Source organism: Streptomyces violaceus (assembly GCF_036014075.1).
GTDB lineage: Bacteria > Actinomycetota > Actinomycetes > Streptomycetales > Streptomycetaceae > Streptomyces > Streptomyces violaceus.
In genome coordinates this window covers 1,109,860-1,129,957 of the sequence record NZ_CP107911.1, presented here as the reverse complement: position 1 = coordinate 1,129,957, position 20,098 = coordinate 1,109,860, and the positions used below count along the sequence as shown (strand labels likewise).

Below are 20,098 nucleotides of genomic sequence, written 5' to 3'. Positions count from 1 at the left end.
GGCAGGAGATGGACCGCGACGTACTCGAGGGCCTGCCCCTGGCGCCACCGCTCAAGGGGCACCCGCCCAGCCCCGCCGAACCCTTCGTGCCGGCGGAACGCGGGTTGACGGGCAAGCGGGCGGACGAGTCGATCGCCCCGCTCGTCGCGTCGGTGTCGGCGGACGCGCTGCGCGACACCGTGGAGGCACTGGCGAACTTCCCGACACGGCACACCTTCTCGCCGTTCATCGCACCGGCGGCCGACGAGGTCGTCGGCCGGCTGTCGGCGGCGGGATACCCGGAGGTGACCAGACGCGCCTGGACCAATGCCGGTCACAGCGCCGACAACGTGATCTGCACCAAGCCCGGCACGGCGGCCGACGGGCCCGTCATCATCCTGTGCGCCCACTACGACTGCCGCATGCAGGACCCGGACGATGCCACAGCCCGCGCGCCGGGCGCGGACGACAACGCCAGCGGGGTGGCCGCGACACTCGAGATCGCCCGCCTGCTCGCCCCTGTCGCCCTGGCCGGCACGGTCCGGTTCGTGGCCTTCTCGGGCGAGGAACAGGGACTGTGGGGAGCCACGGCGTACGCGGCGGCGCTGCGGGCCGCGGGGGCCTCGGCCTGCCGGGTGGTGAACCTGGACATGGTGGGCAGACCTCCCGCGGACGGCACCGTGACGGTGGAGCGCGACCTGGGGAACGCCGTGCCGGGCAATGACGCCGCCTCGCACGCCTTCGGCGCGGTCATGGCGCAGGCGGCGGCGGACCACACGGCGCTGCCGGTGCGCCTCGGGCCCATCTACGCCAGTGACTACATGCCTTTCGAAGCGCGGGGCGACGTGGCGATCGGTGCCTACGAGGGGGATGGCAACCCGCACTACCACCGGACCTCCGACGCTCCGGACACGCTCGACTACGGCTATCTCGCCGACATCACGAGGTTCACCCTGGCGACCGTGCTCACCGAAGCCCTCCTTGACTGAGTACCTGCCCGGTGTCCGTCTCAACCCGTATGCCCTGGTACGGAGTTGCCGTCGACTTAGCGTATTGTTTGCGGCATATGCCCGGGGGTTGAGCTTCCCAGGGCGCGCGATCGCGCAGGCGAAGGGGGACCACGACGTGGACGAGACGCGGCACCGGCCCGTCCGGCGTGCCGGACTGATCGGGGGTGCCGTCCCGGCGCTCCTGGCCGTCGCGGCCTGCGCCGGACACGCGACCAAAGCGGAGATCCCCTGGTGGGCCGTCCTCGCCGTCGCCGTCTCGACCGCGGGCCTCGCCGGCCGGACCGGGGCCCAGATCGGCCGTGGCCCCCGGGACGAGCCCCCGGACTCCGGTGAGCACATGCTCGGCACGCACCCGCACCGCGCGGCCCACCCCGAGCACCTGCCGGTGCGAGGGCCGCGAGGCTGAGACTCCTCCCCAGGTGCGGTAGGGTTGACCTGCGTGATCACGCGGTTCACCCGCTCGAGACGCATCGGGACGTGGCGCAGCTTGGTAGCGCACTTGACTGGGGGTCAAGGGGTCGCAGGTTCAAATCCTGTCGTCCCGACTCGTAAGAGTCGCAGGTCAGAGGTCGTATCGGAGGAATCCGGCACGACCTCTTGATCGTTTCTGCAGCTGTTCTTCGCGTCTTCGCGCTGAGCCGTGACCAGCCGAACTCCGCGATCACGCCGAGTGGAACGGCTCCGTCAAATGCGGCGTCGCCAGGTGCAGCGTGGTGCCGGTTTCGCGGCCGAGCATGCGCTGCCTCGAGTGCCTGGCCTGCTCGAAGTCGGACTCGTGCGCGTAGGCGAGCTCGGGGTGGAGCAGTTGGAGCGCGTGCACCAGGAGGTCGCCGGTGACGAGCGCCAGCTCACGCCCGTCGGAGACCAGCACGCTCTGGTGTCCGGGCGTATGACCGGGCGTGGCGACCGCGCGCCCGGCGCGCAGCGGCGTGTCCCCGTCGAGGAGCCGGAGCCGGCCGGCGGCCGCGAGCGGGTCGGTGAGGGTCTCGCGAAGCTGCGGGTTGAGCGCGTCGAGGGCGTCGAACTCGGCCCGCTGGAGCAGGTATTCGGCGTTCGGGAAGTAAGGGCGGCGGCCGCCGGCCGAAGTGTTTCCGTCCACCGCGCCGCCCGCTGACGGGACGGCCGCCTCGGTCACGACCGCCCACCCGACGTGGTCGGTGTGCAGATGGGTGAGCACCACGGTGTCGACTTCGGCCGGGTCGATGCCCGCGGCGGCGAGCGACTCGGGGAGCACACCGGGCACGGGCGCCCACGAGCCGGCCGGGCTGTCCGCCGGACCGATCCCGGCGTCCACGACGGTGAGGCCCTTGTCACCGCGGATCGCGTACGCGCGGAACTGGAGCCGCCAGCGGCCCTCGGCGTCGACCGAGCCCGGGTCGTAGCGGTCGGCCTCGGCCCACTGAGCGGCCGTGGCCTCGGGGAAGGCCTCGGCGCGCGGGGAGAAGAACGGGCCCTCGCCGTCGGCGAGGGCGATGATCTCGGTCGAGCCGATCCAGAGGCGAGGAACGCTGAGAGACATGGCCGCGATCCTGCCATGCCTTCCACGCGGGTGGCGACTGGCCTCATGCCCTGATGATCTCGATGCGGGGTGAGGCGATCTCCCAGCCGAACCAGCCGGACAGCACCGAGCTCCGCCGCACCCCGACGACGACTCGAGCAGTGGCGCGGCCTGGCCGGTCGCTACGACAAGACCGAGCCGTCCGCCTTGCTGAAATCGGCGTAGCGGCCGCCGCGCCGCAGCAACTCGTCGTGGGTGCCCCTCTCCACGATCCGGCCGCCGTCCAGAAAGACGATGTGATCGGCGCGTTGGACGGTCCGCATCCGGTGCGCGACGATCACCACCGTCCGGCCGGCCATCAGGCGCTCGATGCCCTCGTGGACGGCTGCCTCGTTCACCGGGTCCAATGCGGAGGTCACCTCGTCCAGCAGCACGATGGGCGCGTTCTTCAGCAGTGCTCGCGCGATCGAGACACGCTGGCGTTCACCGCCCGACAGCAGTGCGCCGCCCTCGCCGACATGCGCCGCCCATCCGCCCGGCAGCCGCTCGATCACCTCGTCCAGTCGCGCAGCGGTCGCCGCCGCCCGCACCTCGGCTTCGTCGGCGTCGGGACGACCGAGGCGTACGTTCTCCTCGATCGTGCCGTCGAAGAGATAGACGTTTTGGAAGACGATGGCGATCCGCGCCATCAACACCTCCGTGTCGATGGCGCGCACGTCCACCCCTCCCACGCGCACAGCACCCGAGTGCACGTCGTGGAACCGCGCGATCAGTTGCAGCAGTGTGCTCTTGCCCGCACCCGACGGTCCGACAACGGCAAGCCGCTGTCCCTCCGGCACGGACAACGACGCGTTGTCGATCACCGTGCGGTCGCCCTGCCGGAAGACGACGGACTCGAACTCCAGGTCATGGCGTACCGGCTGGATCGGTTCGGCTGGTTCCGGCAGCGGCTCGGTGCGCAATACCGTGTCGAGCCGCGCCAACTGGTGTCGAGCGCCGCGGAGTTGGCCGCCGATGTCCGACAGCGACAGCAGCGGATCCGCGCAGCGGGCGGCCAGCACCAGGATCGCCAGGACCTCCGCCGCACCGATGTTCCCGCCGAGTGCGAGATGGGCGCCCAGGGCCAGCACGATGGTGAACATCGTCTGCACCGCGAGTGCCAGACCCACCACGCCGGGCAGCGCCGACAGCGCGGTTCGGCGGGAGGCGCGCCGGACTTCTCGCAGCGAGTCGTCGAGCACCCGGAAGCGTTCGACGGTCCGGCCGCCGGCGCGCAGCACCGGCTGGGCCTGGAGGTATTCGATGACTCGCCCGGTGGCCTCGTGGTCGCGTTCGTGGCGCTCCATGTCCGTGGCGGCCATCGAGCGTCCCGTCCGCATCTGGATCGCCGCCACGACCGGAACGGCGGCCAACGCGGCCAGGCCCAGCTGCCAGTTGAAGGCGAGCATGACGGCGACGATCGTCAGGGGGGTCACACAGGCGGAGATGAACGGTGCCAACAGATGCGCGATCACGCTCATCGCCTGGAGGACGCCGCGGCTGGCCAGGACGGATACCTCCCCGAGGCGGCCTGCGTCGTACCAGCCGATGGGCAGTCGGGCCAGATGGTCGCCGAGTCGGTGGTACGTGCCGCGCAACAGCGTGGTCCCGGCCAGGAAGCCGAACCGATCGCTGACATAGCGCAGCACCGCGTAGACGGCGACCGCGGCCCCGAACGCGACCAGCCAGGGCCAGGCGTCCTCGGGTGTGTTCCCGAACAGCGCCCGCAGCACGGGAACCAGCAGGGCGTAGGACAAACCCTCGACGAGGGCGGTCGTCGTCATCAGGGCCACGGTGCGACGCACCGGCCGGGCGTACTCGTGCCCCAGCACGCGCAGCAGCATGCGAATCATCGGGGCTCACCTCCTCGCTGTACGCCACTGTGGGCTTCGGTCCGGTCGGCGATCGCCGACCGTTGGGCTTGCCAGAACGCGGCGAACCTTCCGTTCCGTGCCAGCAGTTCGGCGGGCTTGCCGCGCTCGACGATCGACCCGTTGTCCAGCATCACGACGGTGTCGGCCTCAGCGATCGTCTCCAGGCGGTGGGCGATGACCAGGATCGTCCGGGTTCCCTCCAGCGTCGCCAGTGCGCGGCGCACCGCCTGTTCGGTTTGCGGGTCGGCGAAGGCGGTCGCCTCGTCGAGCACGAGAACCGGCGTGTCGGCGAGCAGTGCGCGTGCGAGGGAGATCCGCTGTGCCTCGCCACCCGACAGCCCGGCATCCTCGCCGATCACCGACTCGTAGCCGCGGGGCAGTGTGAGAATCCGATCGTGAATGTGCGCCAGCCGGGCGGCGCGCACCACGTCGTCGAAGTCGGCGTGCGGTACTGCCAGCGCGATGTTGTCCGCGACCGACGCGCGCAGCAGCCGGACGTCCTGGAAGACGAAGGAGACCTTTCGGTAGAGCTCCCGGCTGCCGAGCTCGCGCAGATCGACGCCGCCGAGGGCGACCGAACCGTGGGTCGGGTCGAAGAACCGCGGCAACAGCTGCACCAGCGTGGACTTCCCGCTCCCCGACGGCCCGACGATCGCGGTGACCGTCCCCGGTTCGAGCACCAGGTCGATCCCGCGCAGCACCTCGTGACCGGCTTCGTAGCCGAATCGGACGTCACGCAACTCCACGCGGTGCCCCTGGGGCGTGGCCGGGTGCGTGGGCTCGGGCAGCGGCCGCACCTCGAGCACGTCCCGGATCCGGCCGATCGCGCGCCGGGCGGCCTGCATGTCGTCGAAGCCGTGGCCCAGGGCCGCCACGGGAGCGGTCAGGCCCAATCCGAGCAGCAGGAAGGGCAGCAGATCGGCCGCGGCCAGGTCACCGGCGGTGATGAGAGCCGTACCGCCGATCAGCACGACCAGCAGCACGAACGGCGGCGACAGCGCCACCTGCATCCCGGCGGCGATCCCGGCGAGCCCGCGCACCATCCGGAAGAAGCTGCCGACGAAATCGTCCACGGCCGTGAGGAACCTACGGTGGACCCGCTCGCTTCCGCCGAACGCCTTGACCACCGAGATGCCCTGGACGAACTCGACGACCGAACTCGCGATCCGCCCCATGCCGGCGTCGAACTCCTCCTGTTCACGCAGCCGCGTCGGGGTCATCATCAGGGGGACCAGCGCCACTGCCAGCAGGACCGGTATCAGCGTGACCAGTGTGAGCCGCCAGTCGATGGTGAACAGGTAGATCAGCGACACCAGCGGCACCACGAAGGCGGAGACGAGCTCGCCGGGGGTGTGGGCGATGAACGGATGCACGGCGCTGACGTCCTCGCCCACCACCTTTGCCAGCTCGCCGGTCCCGCGCCGGGAGAACCAGCCGATCGGTACGCGCCCCAGCTGCGCGGCCAGTTGCCGGCGGAACGTCAGTTGCACCTGACCGTCGAGGATGTGCCCGATTCCCGACGACGCGGCCGTGAACAGCAGTCGGAGGAACAAGCCGACCGCACCCGCGGTCACGACGAACCAGACATGACCGTGATCGACCGGGCCGGGCGCCAGCAGAGAGCGCCCCAGTTCGACGACCGCCAGCAGCGGCATCAGACCCGCGAGGGCGCCTATGACCTGAAGGGTCACCAGGGCAGCGAAGCGTAAGTAATAGGGGCGCAGCAGCCCCGCCATGTTCCGTCCCACCGTGGAATCGGCATCGGGTGGTGATGTCATGATCCTCCTGTCTTCGACTCTCTCTTCGCGACGGGGCCCGGAGCCGAGCCGAGGTCATCGGTCCGCTCGACCCGTGACGGTGGACTTGTTCGAGGCAGGACGGCGAGGGCGACGATGACCGCGGCGACCAGGAGCGCGGCGCTGAGGGTCAGCCCGAGCGCGTATCCGTCGTTGAGTGCCTCGGGTGTGGCGGTCCGGCCGGTGCGGTGGTGAGCCGCGGCGCCGAGGGCGGCGAGTCCGAGTGAGGCGCCGATCTGGCGTGAGCTGTTGAGCAGGCCTGAGGCGGTGCCGGTCTCGTGGGGTGCGACGCCGGCGGTGGCGAGGGAGGCGACCGGTCCGAGGCAGAGCCCGAAGGCGCCGCCGGTGACGATCGAGGGCCCGAGGACGTCGGTGGTGAAGGCGCCATCGGGGCTGATCAGGCCGAACCAGGCGAGCCCGGCCGCAGCCAGGAGTCCACCGATGACCAGAAGGGTGCGGGGGGCGAGACGGTAGCCGAATGTGACGGCGAGCACGGAGCCGGCGACCACTGCGAGGGCGAACGGCAGGAACATGATCCCGGTCCGGGCCGGCCCCGTCCCGAGGACGTGTTGGAGGTAGAGGGACGCGAAGTAGAAGCAGGGGGTCATGGCCGCGCCGATCAGGAGCGTGTAGGCGTTCGCGCCGGTGACCGAGCGGTTGGCGAACAGGCCGAGCCGGACCAGAGGTTCGCGGGCGGTGGTCAGCTCGACATGGATGAACGCGGCCAGCAGTGCGGCGGCGACCGCCAGAGTCGTCAGGGTGACCGGCGAGGTCCACGCATACTGATCCGTGCGGACGACGCCGAACACCAGCAGGGTCATGCCCGCCGTGACCAGGACTGCACCGAGCACGTCCGGACGGCCACCGCGAGCGGCCGGCGGGCCGGCGGCGACGCCGCGCCAGGCCAGCGCCAGCGCACAAGCGGCCATCGGCACGTTCACGAACATGACCCATCGCCAGTTGGCGTACTCGGTGAGCAGGCCGCCCAACAGGACGCCGAGGGCGCCTCCGGCGGCGTTCGTCGCACTCCATACCCCGAAGGCCCGGATGCGGGCCCTGCCCGCCGGGAACGTCGTGGTCAGCAGCGCCAGTGCGGCCGGAGCCAGCGCGGCGGCCCCGATGCCCTGTGCCGCTCGGGCGGCGACAAGGTGGCCGGGTTCCTGGGCGAAGCCGCCGACGAGGGAGGCGAGCCCGAACAGGCCGAGCCCGAGCAGCAGGATCCGCTTACGGCCGTACCGGTCGGCGGCCTTGCCACCCAGCAGGAGCAGCCCGCCGAAGGTGAGGGCGTAGGCGTGGATCACCCAGGTCAGGCCCACCGCGCTGAAGCCGAGACCGGCGGCGATCTGCGGGAGTCCGACGTTCACGACCGACAGGTCCAGCGACACCATGAACTGCACGAGGGCCACCGCGCCGAGCGTGAGACCTGGCCGAGCACCGGAACTGTTCGTCATCACGAACTCCCCTCCTGACGCTGCCTTTTGACTTTTCGAACACGTTCCGAAAGTAGCACGGGTCAGGCCGCCGTGAACACGAAAGCCGAACCGCACCCGTTTCGAGGCGGAGGGCGGTGGGGCGGCATGATGGGACGATGTCCCGAGCGCCCGCACCGCACGGCCGCACCGGCCGGCCACCCCTGACCTCCCGTGCGCAGATCCTGGTGGCCGCCCGGCGGCTCATCGACCAGGACGGCTGGGAGAAGCTGACGATCCGCCGCCTGGCCGCCGAGATCGGCATCGGGACGACGACCCTCTACCACCACATCCGGAACAAGGACGACCTGCTGCTCCTCCTGCTCAATCACCACATCGAGCAGATCGAACGCCCGCAACTGCCCGGTGACCCACGGGAGCGCGTCATTACGGCCGCCACCGCGCTGCACGACGCCCTCGCGGCGTGGCCATGGGCCGCGGAGGTTCTCTCGGCCGACGGGTTCGTCGGTCTCCTCGACGAATCGGCGATGTGGATGGTCGAAGCGATCGTGGCCGGCGCCGGCGACCACGGATGCACACCCGAACAGAGCGTCGACGTCTTCCGCAACATCTGGTACTACACCGTCGGTGAGGTCCTCGTCCGCGCTCACTCCGCCCGCCGGCTGGGCGAGGGCCGGCCCTTCGCCTACCGCGACGACCTGGACCCGTCCCATGTGCCCCACCTGGCCGCCATCGGCGTCCGATGGGCCGCGCTGGCCGCACGGGACATCTACCCCGAGGGGCTCCGCACGTTCGTCTACGGCCTGCTCGCACAAGCCGCCCCGCGTGGCGCCGGCTGAGCACGGACAACGGGCCGGGCCGCCACTAGCGGGGCTGTGAACGATTAGATGCGATATGTCCTTGATGTTGCTTTATGTGGTCTTTAGTGTTCGCCGGGAGGGAAATGCTGCGAGGTCCGAGTCCGTGCCACCGTCCGGAAGCGAGGTGTGGAGCGCGTGCACGCGAGGTGCGGCTGCCGGCCCGTTTCGGGTCAGAAAGGACGTCCCCGAGGGACGCGATGGCTGCGGGCGTTCGCCGTACTGCCGTTGCTGGCGTCCGTGCTCGCCGCGTGTGGCGGTGACGAGGGCTCCGGCAGGCCCACCCTCAACTGGTACAACTTCCCGGACGACTCCGGTGCGCTCCAGAAAGCGGCCGACCGGTGCGGTCAGGCGTCGGGCGGCCGCTACCGCATCAGCTACAACAAGCTTCCGCGCGCCGCCGACGGCCAGCGTCAGCAGATGGTCCGCAGGCTCGCCGCCGAGGACGACTCGCTCGACATCCTGGGCCTGGACGTCACCTGGGCGGCGGAGTTCGCCGAGGCGCGCTGGATCCGGGAGTGGACGGGGACGGCGAAGCGGCAGGCAGTCGAGGGCACCCTGCGCGTACCGCTGCGGACCTCGACCTGGAAGGGCAAGCTGTACGCCGTCCCGTACAACACCAACACCCAGCTCCTGTGGTATCGCAAGGACCTGGTGCCCACCCCGCCCAGGACCTGGGCCGAGATGCTGGACATGGCCGGCGCCCTCGCGCGGCAGGGCAAACCGCACTTCGTGGAGATCCAGGGCGCCCAGTACGAGGGCCTGACCGCCTGGTTCAACACGCTGATCAACAGCGCGGGCGGCTCCATCCTCAACGCGAGCGCGACCGAGCCCTCCCTCGGTCCTCCTGCCGTGCGGGCCGCCGGGATCATGCGTGATCTCGCGAAGTCCCCGGCCGCGGACCCCTCCCTGCCCAACCAGATGGAGGACCAGAACCGCCTCGCCATGGAGTCGGGGGTGGCGGCGTTCGAACTCAACTACCCGTTCGTCTTTCCGTCGATGAAGGCGAACAACCCGGAGCTGTTCAAGAACTTCCGCTGGGCGCCGTACCCCCGCGTCGACGCGAACCGCCCGGCACGGCCCACCATCGGCGGCATCGATCTGGCGGTGAGCGCCTACTCGCGTTACCCCGACCTGGCCTTCGAGGCGGCGCTGTGCCTGCGCAACCGGGAGAACCAGCTCACCGCCGCGCTCGAGGGCGGTCTGCCGCCCACCCTGCGCGCCCTGTACGACGAGCCCGCGTTCATGAAGGAGTACCCCTTCTCCAAGGACGTGCTGGCCGCCCTGGAGTCGGCGAGCGTGCGCCCGATCACTCCGGTCTACCAGAACGTGTCGATCGCGGTCTCCCACACTCTGTCTCCGCCGTCCGGGATCAAACCGGAGAGCTCCGTCGACACCATCAGGGAGCAGATCGACGATGCCCTGCGATCCGAGGGTGTGATCCCGTGAGCCATCTCTTCCCGCAGCACCCCGTCGGCCGGCGCCGTAGTGCGCGGGCCTCGTCCTCGGGCGGCCCGAGATGAGCACGAGGGCACAGGCGGCCGGAGCCCCGCCGCCCCCCGAGCCGGCGACGGAGGCGGGGCCGGACCGGGCGGCACTCTCGGCGGGCGCCAGGCAGGAGCGGCGGCTCGGCTGGCTGCTCTGCGCGCCCGCCGTCGTCGTCATGACCGCCGTGACCGCCTACCCCATCGGGTACGCCGTCTATCTGTCCCTCCAGCGGTACGACCTGCGCTTTCCCGGACGGGCGGAGTTCGTGGGCCTGAGCAACTACGGGGCGGTGCTGTCCTCCCCGTTCTGGTGGGACGCGTTCTGGGTCACGCTTTTCATCACCGCCGTGTCCGTGGCGATCGAGCTGGTCCTCGGCATGGGGCTCGCCCTGGTGATGCACCGCACGATCTTCTGGCGCGGCGTCGTCCGCACGTCGGTCCTCATTCCGTACGGGATCGTCACCGTGGTCGCGGCGTTCTCCTGGCAGTACGCCTGGACCCCTGATCTCGGATACCTCGCCGAGTTGCTGCCCAGCGGGGAGGCTCCGCTGACCGAGCAGTGGCCCGCCCTCTGGCTGATCATCCTCGCCGAGGTGTGGAAGACGACGCCGTTCATGGCCCTGTTGCTGCTCGCCGGACTCGCGCTGGTTCCCGAGGAGACCCTGAAGGCGGCCATGGTGGACGGTGCCACCGCCTGGCAGCGCTTCACCAAGATCATGCTGCCGTTGATGAAGCCGGCCGTCCTGGTGGCACTGCTCTTCCGCACCCTGGACGCGTTCCGGATCTTCGACAACATCTACATCCTGACCGCGGGCGCCCAGGGGACCGGCTCTCTGTCGATCCTCGGGTACGACAACCTGTTCACCGCGCTGAACCTGGGTATCGGGTCGGCGATCTCGGTCCTGATCTTCATCTGCGTGGGGATCATCGCCTTCACCTTCGTCAAACTGTTCGGCACCGCCGCACCCGGCGCGGAGGTGAAGCGCTGATGGCCGCGGTGGGAAAGACACATGCCGCCCGATGGGGTGTCCTGAACGTGGTGGTGGTGCTGTACGCCCTGTTCCCGGTGTGGTGGATCGCCGCGCTGTCGTTCAAGGACCCCGGCACCCTCACGGACGGCGACTACATTCCCAGGGACTGGACCTGGGAGAACTACCGGGGCATCTTCGAGACCGCCGAGTTCACCCGCGCGCTGATCAACTCGATCGGCATCGCCCTGATCGCCACGGTGATCGCGGTGGCACTGGGCACCATGGCCGCCTACGCGGTGGCCCGGCTGCGGTTCCCCGGCAAGCGGGTACTCATCGGGATGTCACTGCTGATCGCCATGTTCCCGCCGATCTCCCTGGTGTCACCGCTGTTCAACATCGAGCGGATCATCGGGATCTTCGACACCTGGATCGGGCTGATCATCCCGTACATGACCTTCTCCCTGCCGCTTGCGATCTACACCCTGTCGGCGTTCTTCCGGGAGATCCCCTGGGATCTGGAGAAGGCCGCCAAGGTCGACGGGGCGACACCCGCGCAGGCCTTTCGGCTGGTCATCGCGCCGCTGGCCGCGCCCGGCGTGTTCACCACGGCCATTCTCGTGTTCATCTTCTGCTGGAACGACTTCCTGTTCGCGATCTCGCTGACTTCCACCGAGTCCGCGCGCACCGTGCCGGCCGCTATCGCGTTCTTCACCGGGAGCTCCCAGTTCCAGCAGCCCACAGGGTCGATCGCCGCCGCCGCTGTGGTGATCACCATCCCGATCATCGTTTTCGTCCTGCTCTTCCAGCGGCGGATCGTCGCCGGACTGACCTCCGGGGCAGTCAAGGGCTGAACGGGGAAGGCAAGGAGGCACCACCCATGGCCGAGATCATCCTCGAGGGAGTCACCAAGCGTTTTCCCGACGGGGCCCTCGCCGTGAAGGACGTGGACCTCGACATCGCAGACGGCGAGTTCGTGATCCTGGTCGGTCCGTCCGGATGCGGCAAGTCCACCACCCTGAACATGATCGCCGGACTCGAGGACATCACCGAGGGCACCCTGCGCATCGGAGACCGAGTCGTCAACGACCTGGCTCCCAAGGAACGCGACGTCGCCATGGTGTTCCAGAGCTACGCCCTGTATCCGCACATGAACGTCCGGGAGAACATGGGCTTCCCGCTGCGCCTGGCCAAGGTGGACAAGGACACCATCGACGCCAAGGTGACGCACGCCGCCCGGATCCTCGACCTCACCGAGCACCTGGACCGCAAGCCCGCCAACCTCTCGGGCGGTCAGCGCCAGCGGGTGGCCATGGGACGGGCGATCGTCCGTGATCCCAAGGCGTTCCTGATGGACGAGCCGCTGTCCAACCTGGACGCCAAACTCCGGGTACAGATGCGCACCCAGATCTCCCGGCTGCAGCGGAGCCTCGGCACGACCACCGTGTACGTCACCCACGACCAGACCGAGGCGATGACGCTGGGCGACCGCGTCGTGGTCATGAGACAGGGCCTGGTCCAGCAGATCGGCACACCCGCCGAGCTGTACGACCTGCCGCGCAACATCTTCGTCGCCGGCTTCATCGGCTCCCCGGCGATGAATTTCCTGAACGCCACTCTGGAGGGCGGTGCCCTGCGCTCGTCCCTGGGCGACCTGACCCTCGACGACCGTACGAGGCAGGCGCTGGAACGCCAGAACGCGCCCCGCGAGGTCATCGTCGGGCTGCGGCCGGAGGCCTTCGAGGACGTGGCCCTGTCACATGACCGGGCCCGGACGGGCCCGGTCTTCACCGCCACCGTGGAGGTACTGGAGTCGCTGGGCTCCGATGCGTATGTCTACTTCGCCGCGGAGGGCGGGCCCGCGACGACCACCGAACTGGAGGAGCTCGCCAAGGAGTCGGGCCTGCGCGACACCGGCGCCGACACCAGTCACCTCGTGGCCCGCCTGGACGCCGCCACGCGTGCCCGCGAGGGAGAACCGGTCGAGCTGCGGGTCGACATGGCCAAGGCTCACGTGTTCGACCCGGCGACCGGAGCGAACCTCACGCATCCAGTGCGGGCGGACTGACGAGGCACCGACAGGGCGCGATCCCGCCCACGCCACCACCGTGACGTAGGCCACCCATGTGCATGCGCAGCGGGTGTGTTTGCCGTAGTGACGGCTGGAAAGGCGCTCTGTGATCACCGGATGCGACAATCCGGTGGATAGTGACCGAGAAGCCAGAAAGAGGAGGTTCGATGTCCTCGAAGCGACGTCGCAAGAAGAAGGCCCGCCGCAAGAACGGCGCGAACCACGGCAGCCGTCCGCAGTCCTGAGGAAGCCCTGCGGGCGCGCCGGCGAAAGCAGGTCGGAGAGGCCGTATCGGAAAGTTCCGATACGGCCTCTTGGTCGTCCCCTCAGATCAGCAGCGCCTCCGGCACCCCGTTCCTCCGTACCCACTCCGCCCGGTGCTCCGCCGCCAGGGCCAGCCCCCGGCGCCGGGCCTCGGCCGGTACCGGGAGGCGGCACAGGCCGTCCAGGGTGTTCAGCATGGTCCCAGCGAAGTGCTGCCCCAGGGACGTGAGGCGGCCGGAGGCCAGCAGGACCTCCGTGGCTTCCCGGGCGCCCGTGCGCCAGCGGACGAACTGGGCCTCGGCCCGGGCGAGTTCCTCGGCGTCCTGCTCCACGGCCCGGTGGCGGTTCCAGAAGTCCGTCACGCCAAGATGGGCGTACGCCCCGTGGAAGAGTCCGAGCAACGGCCGGGGGTCGGGACGCCAGGGCGCGTAGTAGCGCTCCTCACCGCCGGGCTCGAACAGATCGAACAGGTGGAGTACGGCGGCGAACTTGCTGTGCTGCAATTCGTGGGTCATGGACAGGGCGAGACCGCGCCCGGTGCGCGGCCGGGACAGCGCCATGGAGCCGAACGCCTCCGCACTGCTGCCGCTGAAGCTGCCGGTGCTGTCGAGGGGGACCAGGGTGCGGGGGCCGGCGGCGAGTTCGGCGTAGGTCCCCGGGTGATGGGACCGAAGTGTGTCGCAGGCCTCCCGGGTCGTGGCCTTCCACCAGCGCAGATCGTCCGCCGTTAGGCCCAGGGGCTGTTCCGGGACGCCCGGGAAGCGCAGCGGGTCGACGTCGTCCAGGAGCAGCGGCGCGCCGGTGTCCAGTACCAGGAGCCGGTGTGCCGACTGCCACCGTCCCGTCGGTTCGGATGCGTCAGGGGCCTCCGGCACGTCGACCGGACCGGGCACGGAACTCCGTCCCGCCACCCCGATCCGGGCCGCTCCGTCGGCACCGACCACCACCTCGGCCACGTCATCCGGGCAGGCACCGGGAAAGCGGGCGCCACCGAGCGAGGGCAGGAAGACCCGGTCCGCCGTCAGGGACCACCGCACCCGTGCGGACACCCCCGCGCGCACCGCCGCGGCCGCGGCGAGGGCGCTGAACCGGTGGACCGGAAGCCCGCCCGCCGCACCGGCCTCGGCCTCGCCCTCGACGACGCGGTCGAGACGGGCCAGCAGGCCGATCAGCGCGGTGCCCGCCGACGGGTGCGTCAGGACCGCCGACACCTCCCGGGGATCGGCCCGGTGGGCGGCGGCGAGGAGTTCCCAGGCCTGTCCGGCCGTATCGGCCACGCGGCCGCCGATGTCACGGGCGGCCTCGGTGACCGCGTGGGCGCAGGCCAGACGGCGGCTGTACTCCGCGCGGGCGAGCAGCTCCAGGGCCTCGGCCCCGCCGCCGCCCGTCGCGACCGCGGTGAAGACCCTGCCGGGCACACGGAGCGGCACGGGCCTCATGCGGCTTCCGCCGGGGCGCCGCGCAGCCGGTCCAGGTCCCCGGCCAGCCGCTCCCTGACCCGGTCGATCAGAGCGGTCAGATCGGCGCAGTAGACACTGGGGTTGGCGAACCCGGTGGCCGGCCGGTAGCGGTTGGCGTAGTGGCCGCCCCCGCACACCCGCAGCAGCCGGCAGTCGCGGCACTGCTTGGACAGTCCGTCGGCGCCCCACTGGCGGGCCGCGACGCCCGGATGGCGCAGCAGCGCGTCGAAGGAGTCACGCCCGACGTGCAGACCCGTCCGCGCGGCGCCGTGATAGGCGGTGCGCAGCGTGTCGTCCTGGGCGAGGGAGCCGTCCGTCTCCACCACGGCGTACCGCACCGGGGCCAGGCCCAGCGCCTCCGTCTCCGGGGCGCCGCCGAGCAGCAGCGCCATCATGTCCTCGAGCAGCCGCACCCGGGTCTCCCGCCGGCTGGCCCCGTACCACCGCTCGAACACCCGCCACAGCCAGTCCGCGTACGGCGTGCCCGGCAGGCCGGGCCGCAACCCCGGCGGGGGAGTGTGCCAGTTGCCCTGCGGCAGCAGGAAGTCCACCGCCGGCGGCCGGTACGTCAGCAGGTGTTCGTAGCAGCGGACCGGGTCGTTGCGCAGGTCGATGGTGCACAACAGGCCCGCGAACAGCTCGCGATGCGGCCCGTCGGCCAGCCGGTGCAGGGCGGCGGCGACCCGGGCATGGCTGCCGCGCCCGTCGGCGCCGCGCCGGTGCCGGTCGTGCGCCGCGCGGTCGCCGTCCAGGCTGACCGAGACGCGGATGCCGTGCGCGGCGCACAGGTCGAGCCAGCGCTCGGTCAGCCGTACGCCGTTGGTCTGCAGCGCGAGGTGCAGCCGTACCCCGGGACCGACGGCGGCGCGCAGGACCGAGGCGGCACGGCCGAGCGCGGCCTCCCCGGCGAGCAGGGGCTCGCCTCCGTGCAGCACCACCCCGGCCTCGCGCACCCCGTGCGCCGCCAGATGTCCGGCGATGCGCTCGGCCGTACGGTCGAGGACGTCCGACGCCATGACGCGCGGCTGCTCACGCCAACTCGTGTCGTGCGAGCGGTACATGTAGCAGTAGCGGCAGGCGAGGTCGCAGCGGCTGTGCGTCTTCAGCACGAAGGAGTGGAACGGGGCGGGCACCCATCCGGCGGCTTCCCTCGCCACGACGTCGGCCGCGACCGGCCACGGCGGCTCCGCATGGCGCAGTCGATTCATACGTACCCCCCGGTTCGCATGCCGGCCGGCCCGGTGCCCACCCGGCCGGCCACGCCATTTGGCCCAGTATTCGGTGCCGGTGACAGACCGTCAACATCGAGATTCCGTCGTCCCCGCGGCCCCCGCCCGAAAGTAGCCGGTTTCGGAAGCCACCCGGTGGGGACGTCAACACTGGACACAATCCGCGGAGGATGGGCCATGGCAGAGCTCGAGGAAGCGGGTGCCGAGCAGGGCGAGGCCACCCTGGAGTCCGTCGTGCTGGACCTCACCGACGTGCCGCTGGACGACCTCGCCGCACTGCCGCCCTCGGTGCTGGGGGAGACCCTGCGCCGGCTGCGCACCGGGCGCACGGCGGGAGATCCCTTCGTCACCGGGTTCAGCGAGAGCCAGTGACCGGCACCGCGTGGCGACGCCACCGTCGAGCGCGAAACCGCCTGATCAGGGGCAACTCGCCTTATACTGACCGTCCCTGACTGTCGTGCACCACCGTCCAGCACCTGCCGTCCGAAGCGGAGTGGCCATGCCCGACACCCACGCAGCCGACCGCTCGGGACGGTTCGCCCTCTTCTGCTCCACCGCGGAGAACCTCGGCGTCAGCACGACCGTACGCAACGTCGCCGACCTGCTGGCCGCGAGCAACCGCAGCGTGCTCATCGTGGACGGCCGCGCCACCGGCGCACCGCCGGGCGCACCGGTGCCCGAGCCGGTGCCCGGCCGGATCGCCTCCGTGACCCGCCCGGACGCCGCCTCCCTCCTCGCCCTCGCCTCGGACCCCGACGCCCTGCGCCACGACCACGTCCTCGTCGAAGCCCCGCTGCCCGACGCGCCCGGCGCACCGCCCGAGGGCAGACTCGGGTCCCTCGCCGACTCGCTGGTCTTCTGCTTCGCCATGACGGCCTGGTCCATCGACGGCGCCGCCGCCCTCGCCGAGCAGCTGAGCGGCGGCCGCGCCGACCGGCCCGTTCCGCTGCTGGCCCTCGGCCTGAAGAGCAACGTCGAGTCGCACGACCGGCTGCGCGGCGCCCGCGAACGGGTCCGCCGCAAGTTCGGCCCTCTCTCGCGCACCTCCCGCACATCCGAGGTCGCCTTCCTGGAGATCCCGTACCACCCGCTCTACCTGGACACCCGGCAACTCGCCGTCGAGAGCGAGCCCGAAGGCTCGGTGACCGGGCTGCGCCCCTACTACGAACGGCTCGCCGACTGGCTCCGCAACCGGCGGCCGGTGCCGCTCAGCCGGGTCACCCTCGTCCACTCCCAGCGCCACGCCCCCTGGGCCGCCTGGCTGGAGGACCAGTTCCGGCGCGGCGGCATCCGTACCGAGCTGCGCGCCCAGGACGCCTACTCCGGCGACCGGCCGGCCCCCGGCACGGCGCTGCTGTTCCTCTCTCCGGCGGACATGGACCACGCGGCGCTGGCCCAGCTCGCCTCGCTGTCCCACCCCGACGTCCGGATCGTCCTGGCCGACGAGCCCTTCCCGGACGCGGGCGCCGCCCACCACGAACGCATCGACCTGCGCGGGACGGACGAGGACGAGGCCGTGCGGCGGCTGTACGCCGGACTCGGCCTCGGCGCCCCGCCACCCGCGGACGGCCCGCCCGGCGCGCGGTTCCCGCGGCTGCCCGCCGTCACCAACGTGGCCCCCCGCTACAGCGGCTTCGTCGGCAGGGACGACGTCCTCGGCGGTCTCTGGGAGGAACTGCACACGGCCGGCCGGGACCACACCCCGCTGGTCGTGCACGCCGCGAGCGGCTGGGGCAAGAGCGAGACCGTGCGGGAGCTGTGCCACCGCTTCGGCTCCGCCTACGACGTGGTGTGGTGGGTGCGCTCCTGGGAGGTCCCCCGCGCCCACCGCGGCCTGAACCGGCTCGCCGGCCGGCTGGACCTGGCCACGACGGGGGACGGCGCCTCCCCGGCGCTGTTCGACCACCTCTCCCGCGCCGACACGCAGAGCTGGCTGCTCGTGTACGACGGGGCCGAGTCCCCCGACGGGCTGCGGGAGTTGCTGCCCACGCCCCACGCCCGCGGGCACGTCCTCATCACCAGCCGCACCGCCCCCGCCACGGAGGACATGGCGGCCTTCGCCCTGCCGCCCATGTCGCCCGCCGAATGCCGGGCCGTCCTGGGCGAACGGCTCGCGGAGATCGACGAGGAGCAGGCCCAGCGGGTCGGGCAGGTCCTGGGCTTCGTCCCGCTCGCCGTGCGCATCGCCGCCCTCTGCCTCGCCGAGCGCGCCGCGGCACACCGGCGCGACGACAGCATGGGCGACCAGACAGCGGCCCGTGCCGCCGTCGCACACCTGCTCGCCGAATACCGCACGGCCCAGGAGGCCCTGCTCGAACGGGAGGGCGCGGCCCCGCCCGTGGCGGTCATGGTGCGCGTGGCCCGGCAGACCGTGCTGCACACCCCGGGAGCCGCCGCCTGGCGCGCCGAGAGCCGCACCAGCGACGCCCTCGGCTGGCTGCTGAACGCGGCCTCGCTGCTCACCGGCCGGGGCATGGGACTCGAACTGCTGAGGTCGAGACACATCCTCTCGGAGCTGGCCCGCGACGACACGAGCGCCCGGAACCCCGGCGCGCGCCGCACCCCGGCCGACCTGCGGCTGCCCGACGAGCACATGGTGAGCGTCGCCCTGTGGGCGTTGTCCCGGGTCGGGCTCCTGGAGGTCGACTTCGACCGGCCCGACCAGCCCCTCGGGCAGCACCACGCCGTACGGGACGCCCTCCGCGACGGCATGGAACCGGCCGAGCGCGCCCGCATCGAGCAGGTGCTGCGCGGCACCCTCGCCGAGTTCACCCCGGACGAGAACCGCGGCCTGTCCGCCGACTGGGCACGCGAGGTGTACTCGCTGCGTCTGTGGGAGGACGACCGCCCCCGCGTCCGGCGTTCCCTGCTGCGCCATCTCAACGCCCTGAGCCAGCGCGGCGAGACCGCCGACCTGGCCCGGCTGCTCGACATCTCCGAACGCGCGCAGGAGGCCTGGAGCCCGCAGGATGACGACCCGTCACCCGAGTATCTGCGCCTGCTCAACCTCACCGCCCGCGCCCACCGCCTCGACGGCGCCTACGAACACGCCCGCTGGCTCTCCGAACAGGCCCTGCGCGGCCACCGCAGACTGCTCGGCCCCCTGCACCCGAGGACGCTGCTGTCCGCCGACTCCTACGGCGCCGTGCTGCGCTCCCTCGGCAGGTTCTCCGACGCGCTCTTCCAGGCCAGGCCGGTGCTGGAGGGCCTGACGCTGCTGCTCGGACCGCGGCACCGCGCGACCGTGCAGGCCGAGCACAACCTCGCGTTCACGGAGGCGCTCAGCGGACGCGCTCCCGACTCGCTGGCCCGGCTCCTCGCCCGGTTCCGCTACCGCCAGGCCGTCGGCGGCGAGGACGACCCGGCCGTCTGGCGGTCCGCCGACCTGCTCGCCTGGGTCTACCGCACGCTGGGCCGCGACGCGGAGTCCCAGGACCTGCTGCGGCAGTGGCTGCACCGGCACGGCGACGTCGCGACCGGCACCCGGCTGAGCATCGAACTCGGCCTGGCCGTCAGCGAACGGCGCATCACCTACAACTCCGCCCGCTCGCACGAGACGGTCTACGGCTACGAGAAGGCACTGGAGCGCGACCGGCGGGTGCTCGCCGAAGCCACCGGCCGGTTCGGCGCCGACCACCTGGACACCCTGCGCTGCCGCTTCAGTCTGGCGGCCGACCTGCACGCGCTCGGCAAGCACGACGAGGCCGAACACGAGGCCCGCCAGTGCGGCCACGCCCTGGAGAGCACCCTCGGCGCCTGGCACCCCTACGCCGGACTGGCCGGGGTCCGGCACGCGGTGTACCTGCGGGCCACCGGCGCCTTGGAAGAGGCCGAGGCCACCGGCAGGGCCGCCCTGCACCTCTTGGAGGACCGGCTCGGCGACAGCCACCCCTGGATCTCCGCCGCGGAGAACTCCCTCGCGGCCACCCTGGCCGCGGCCGGACGCGTGGACGAGGCGACCGGACTCGCCGAGCGCGCCCTGCGCCGTTTGCGGGACCTGGACATGGGGCATCGGCCCGATGGCCGGCGGGTGCGCGCGCACCACGCCTGGCTCACCTCCCGCCCCACGGCCCGCACGGCAACGGCCAGGGACTTCGACATCGATCTGGAACTGCCCGGCATCTAGGGCCGGACAC

General features: G+C 71.4%; 16 protein-coding genes and 1 tRNA gene. 11 read left to right on the top strand and 6 right to left on the bottom strand.

From position 1 onward, the window contains the following. Nucleotides 1–8: 8 nt before the first annotated feature. From OG542_RS05045 to OG542_RS05035, 3 genes are all read left to right on the top strand, one after another. Complete coding sequence (locus OG542_RS05045; RefSeq protein WP_328408574.1) at nucleotides 9–968, top strand: M28 family metallopeptidase; 960 nt, start codon at nucleotides 9–11, stop codon at nucleotides 966–968. Between the two features lie 88 nt (nucleotides 969–1,056). Further along, nucleotides 1,057–1,395: a hypothetical protein gene (locus tag OG542_RS05040; protein WP_328408572.1), complete on the top strand. Its 339-nt coding sequence runs from the start codon at nucleotides 1,057–1,059 to the stop codon at nucleotides 1,393–1,395. Nucleotides 1,396–1,460: 65 nt separating this feature from the next. Beyond that, nucleotides 1,461–1,534, top strand: a tRNA-Pro gene (locus tag OG542_RS05035). 116 nt (nucleotides 1,535–1,650) lie between these two features. Here the strand turns inward: OG542_RS05035 and OG542_RS05030 are convergent. From OG542_RS05030 to OG542_RS05015, 4 genes are all read right to left on the bottom strand, one after another. Beyond that, a complete protein-coding gene (locus OG542_RS05030) occupies nucleotides 1,651–2,508 on the bottom strand; it encodes an MBL fold metallo-hydrolase (RefSeq protein WP_328408570.1) in 858 nt (285 codons plus the stop codon). 161 nt (nucleotides 2,509–2,669) lie between these two features. Continuing rightward, complete coding sequence (locus tag OG542_RS05025) at nucleotides 2,670–4,379, bottom strand: ABC transporter ATP-binding protein (protein WP_328408568.1); 1,710 nt, start codon at nucleotides 4,377–4,379, stop codon at nucleotides 2,670–2,672. Then, on the bottom strand, nucleotides 4,376–6,178 hold the full coding sequence (locus OG542_RS05020) for an ABC transporter ATP-binding protein (RefSeq protein ID WP_328408566.1): 1,803 nt from the start codon (nucleotides 6,176–6,178) through the stop codon (nucleotides 4,376–4,378). Before OG542_RS05020 ends, OG542_RS05025 begins: the two co-directional genes overlap by 4 nt. Continuing rightward, nucleotides 6,175–7,647, bottom strand: coding sequence for an MFS transporter (locus OG542_RS05015; protein WP_328408564.1), 1,473 nt, complete (start codon nucleotides 7,645–7,647; stop codon nucleotides 6,175–6,177). Before OG542_RS05015 ends, OG542_RS05020 begins: the two co-directional genes overlap by 4 nt. Before the next feature lie 137 nt (nucleotides 7,648–7,784). Between OG542_RS05015 and OG542_RS05010 the strand changes: the two genes are divergently transcribed. From OG542_RS05010 to OG542_RS40665, 6 genes are all read left to right on the top strand, one after another. After that, nucleotides 7,785–8,465, top strand: coding sequence for a TetR/AcrR family transcriptional regulator (locus OG542_RS05010; protein ID WP_328408562.1), 681 nt, complete (start codon nucleotides 7,785–7,787; stop codon nucleotides 8,463–8,465). 258 nt (nucleotides 8,466–8,723) lie between these two features. Then, nucleotides 8,724–9,932, top strand: coding sequence for an ABC transporter substrate-binding protein (locus OG542_RS05005; RefSeq protein WP_328408560.1), 1,209 nt, complete (start codon nucleotides 8,724–8,726; stop codon nucleotides 9,930–9,932). Between the two features lie 70 nt (nucleotides 9,933–10,002). Next, nucleotides 10,003–10,959, top strand: a complete 957-nt coding sequence (locus OG542_RS05000) for a carbohydrate ABC transporter permease (RefSeq protein WP_311128905.1) — start codon at nucleotides 10,003–10,005, stop codon at nucleotides 10,957–10,959. Beyond that, entirely contained in the window at nucleotides 10,959–11,792 is an 834-nt protein-coding gene (locus OG542_RS04995) for a carbohydrate ABC transporter permease (RefSeq protein ID WP_142156932.1), read from the top strand. Before OG542_RS05000 ends, OG542_RS04995 begins: the two co-directional genes overlap by 1 nt. A 26-nt stretch (nucleotides 11,793–11,818) precedes the next feature. Beyond that, nucleotides 11,819–13,006 (top strand): ABC transporter ATP-binding protein, encoded by a 1,188-nt coding sequence (locus tag OG542_RS04990; protein WP_311128906.1) that lies wholly within the window; start codon nucleotides 11,819–11,821, stop codon nucleotides 13,004–13,006. Nucleotides 13,007–13,176: 170 nt separating this feature from the next. After that, nucleotides 13,177–13,254 (top strand): 50S ribosomal protein bL37, encoded by a 78-nt coding sequence (locus OG542_RS40665; protein ID WP_370443954.1) that lies wholly within the window; start codon nucleotides 13,177–13,179, stop codon nucleotides 13,252–13,254. Nucleotides 13,255–13,335: 81 nt separating this feature from the next. Here OG542_RS40665 and OG542_RS04985 read toward each other — a convergent pair whose 3' ends face one another. Together OG542_RS04985 and OG542_RS04980 are read right to left on the bottom strand one after the other, a co-directional pair. Continuing rightward, nucleotides 13,336–14,712, bottom strand: coding sequence for an aKG-HExxH-type peptide beta-hydroxylase (locus tag OG542_RS04985; protein WP_328408555.1), 1,377 nt, complete (start codon nucleotides 14,710–14,712; stop codon nucleotides 13,336–13,338). Beyond that, nucleotides 14,709–15,941: an FxsB family cyclophane-forming radical SAM/SPASM peptide maturase gene (locus OG542_RS04980; RefSeq protein WP_328408553.1), complete on the bottom strand. Its 1,233-nt coding sequence runs from the start codon at nucleotides 15,939–15,941 to the stop codon at nucleotides 14,709–14,711. Before OG542_RS04980 ends, OG542_RS04985 begins: the two co-directional genes overlap by 4 nt. Nucleotides 15,942–16,139: 198 nt before the next feature. Between OG542_RS04980 and fxsA the strand changes: the two genes are divergently transcribed. Then, complete coding sequence (gene fxsA, locus OG542_RS04975; RefSeq protein ID WP_311128909.1) at nucleotides 16,140–16,334, top strand: FxSxx-COOH cyclophane-containing RiPP peptide; 195 nt, start codon at nucleotides 16,140–16,142, stop codon at nucleotides 16,332–16,334. A 127-nt stretch (nucleotides 16,335–16,461) separates the two neighbouring features. Further along, nucleotides 16,462–20,088 (top strand): FxSxx-COOH system tetratricopeptide repeat protein, encoded by a 3,627-nt coding sequence (fxsT, locus tag OG542_RS04970; RefSeq protein WP_328408550.1) that lies wholly within the window; start codon nucleotides 16,462–16,464, stop codon nucleotides 20,086–20,088. Nucleotides 20,089–20,098: the final 10 nt, after the last annotated feature.

Coding starts and splice junctions, on each gene's coding strand:
- OG542_RS05045 (WP_328408574.1), top strand. CDS start 9: ATGGACCGCGACGTACTCGAGGGCCTGCCCCTGGCGCCACCGCTCAAG.
- OG542_RS05030 (WP_328408570.1), bottom strand. CDS start 2,508: ATGTCTCTCAGCGTTCCTCGCCTCTGGATCGGCTCGACCGAGATCATC.
- OG542_RS05025 (WP_328408568.1), bottom strand. CDS start 4,379: ATGATTCGCATGCTGCTGCGCGTGCTGGGGCACGAGTACGCCCGGCCG.
- OG542_RS05020 (WP_328408566.1), bottom strand. CDS start 6,178: ATGACATCACCACCCGATGCCGATTCCACGGTGGGACGGAACATGGCG.
- OG542_RS05015 (WP_328408564.1), bottom strand. CDS start 7,647: ATGACGAACAGTTCCGGTGCTCGGCCAGGTCTCACGCTCGGCGCGGTG.
- OG542_RS05010 (WP_328408562.1), top strand. CDS start 7,785: ATGTCCCGAGCGCCCGCACCGCACGGCCGCACCGGCCGGCCACCCCTG.
- OG542_RS05000 (WP_311128905.1), top strand. CDS start 10,003: ATGAGCACGAGGGCACAGGCGGCCGGAGCCCCGCCGCCCCCCGAGCCG.
- OG542_RS04995 (WP_142156932.1), top strand. CDS start 10,959: ATGGCCGCGGTGGGAAAGACACATGCCGCCCGATGGGGTGTCCTGAAC.
- OG542_RS04990 (WP_311128906.1), top strand. CDS start 11,819: ATGGCCGAGATCATCCTCGAGGGAGTCACCAAGCGTTTTCCCGACGGG.
- OG542_RS40665 (WP_370443954.1), top strand. CDS start 13,177: ATGTCCTCGAAGCGACGTCGCAAGAAGAAGGCCCGCCGCAAGAACGGC.
- OG542_RS04985 (WP_328408555.1), bottom strand. CDS start 14,712: ATGAGGCCCGTGCCGCTCCGTGTGCCCGGCAGGGTCTTCACCGCGGTC.
- OG542_RS04980 (WP_328408553.1), bottom strand. CDS start 15,941: ATGAATCGACTGCGCCATGCGGAGCCGCCGTGGCCGGTCGCGGCCGAC.
- fxsA (WP_311128909.1), top strand. CDS start 16,140: ATGGCAGAGCTCGAGGAAGCGGGTGCCGAGCAGGGCGAGGCCACCCTG.
- fxsT (WP_328408550.1), top strand. CDS start 16,462: ATGCCCGACACCCACGCAGCCGACCGCTCGGGACGGTTCGCCCTCTTC.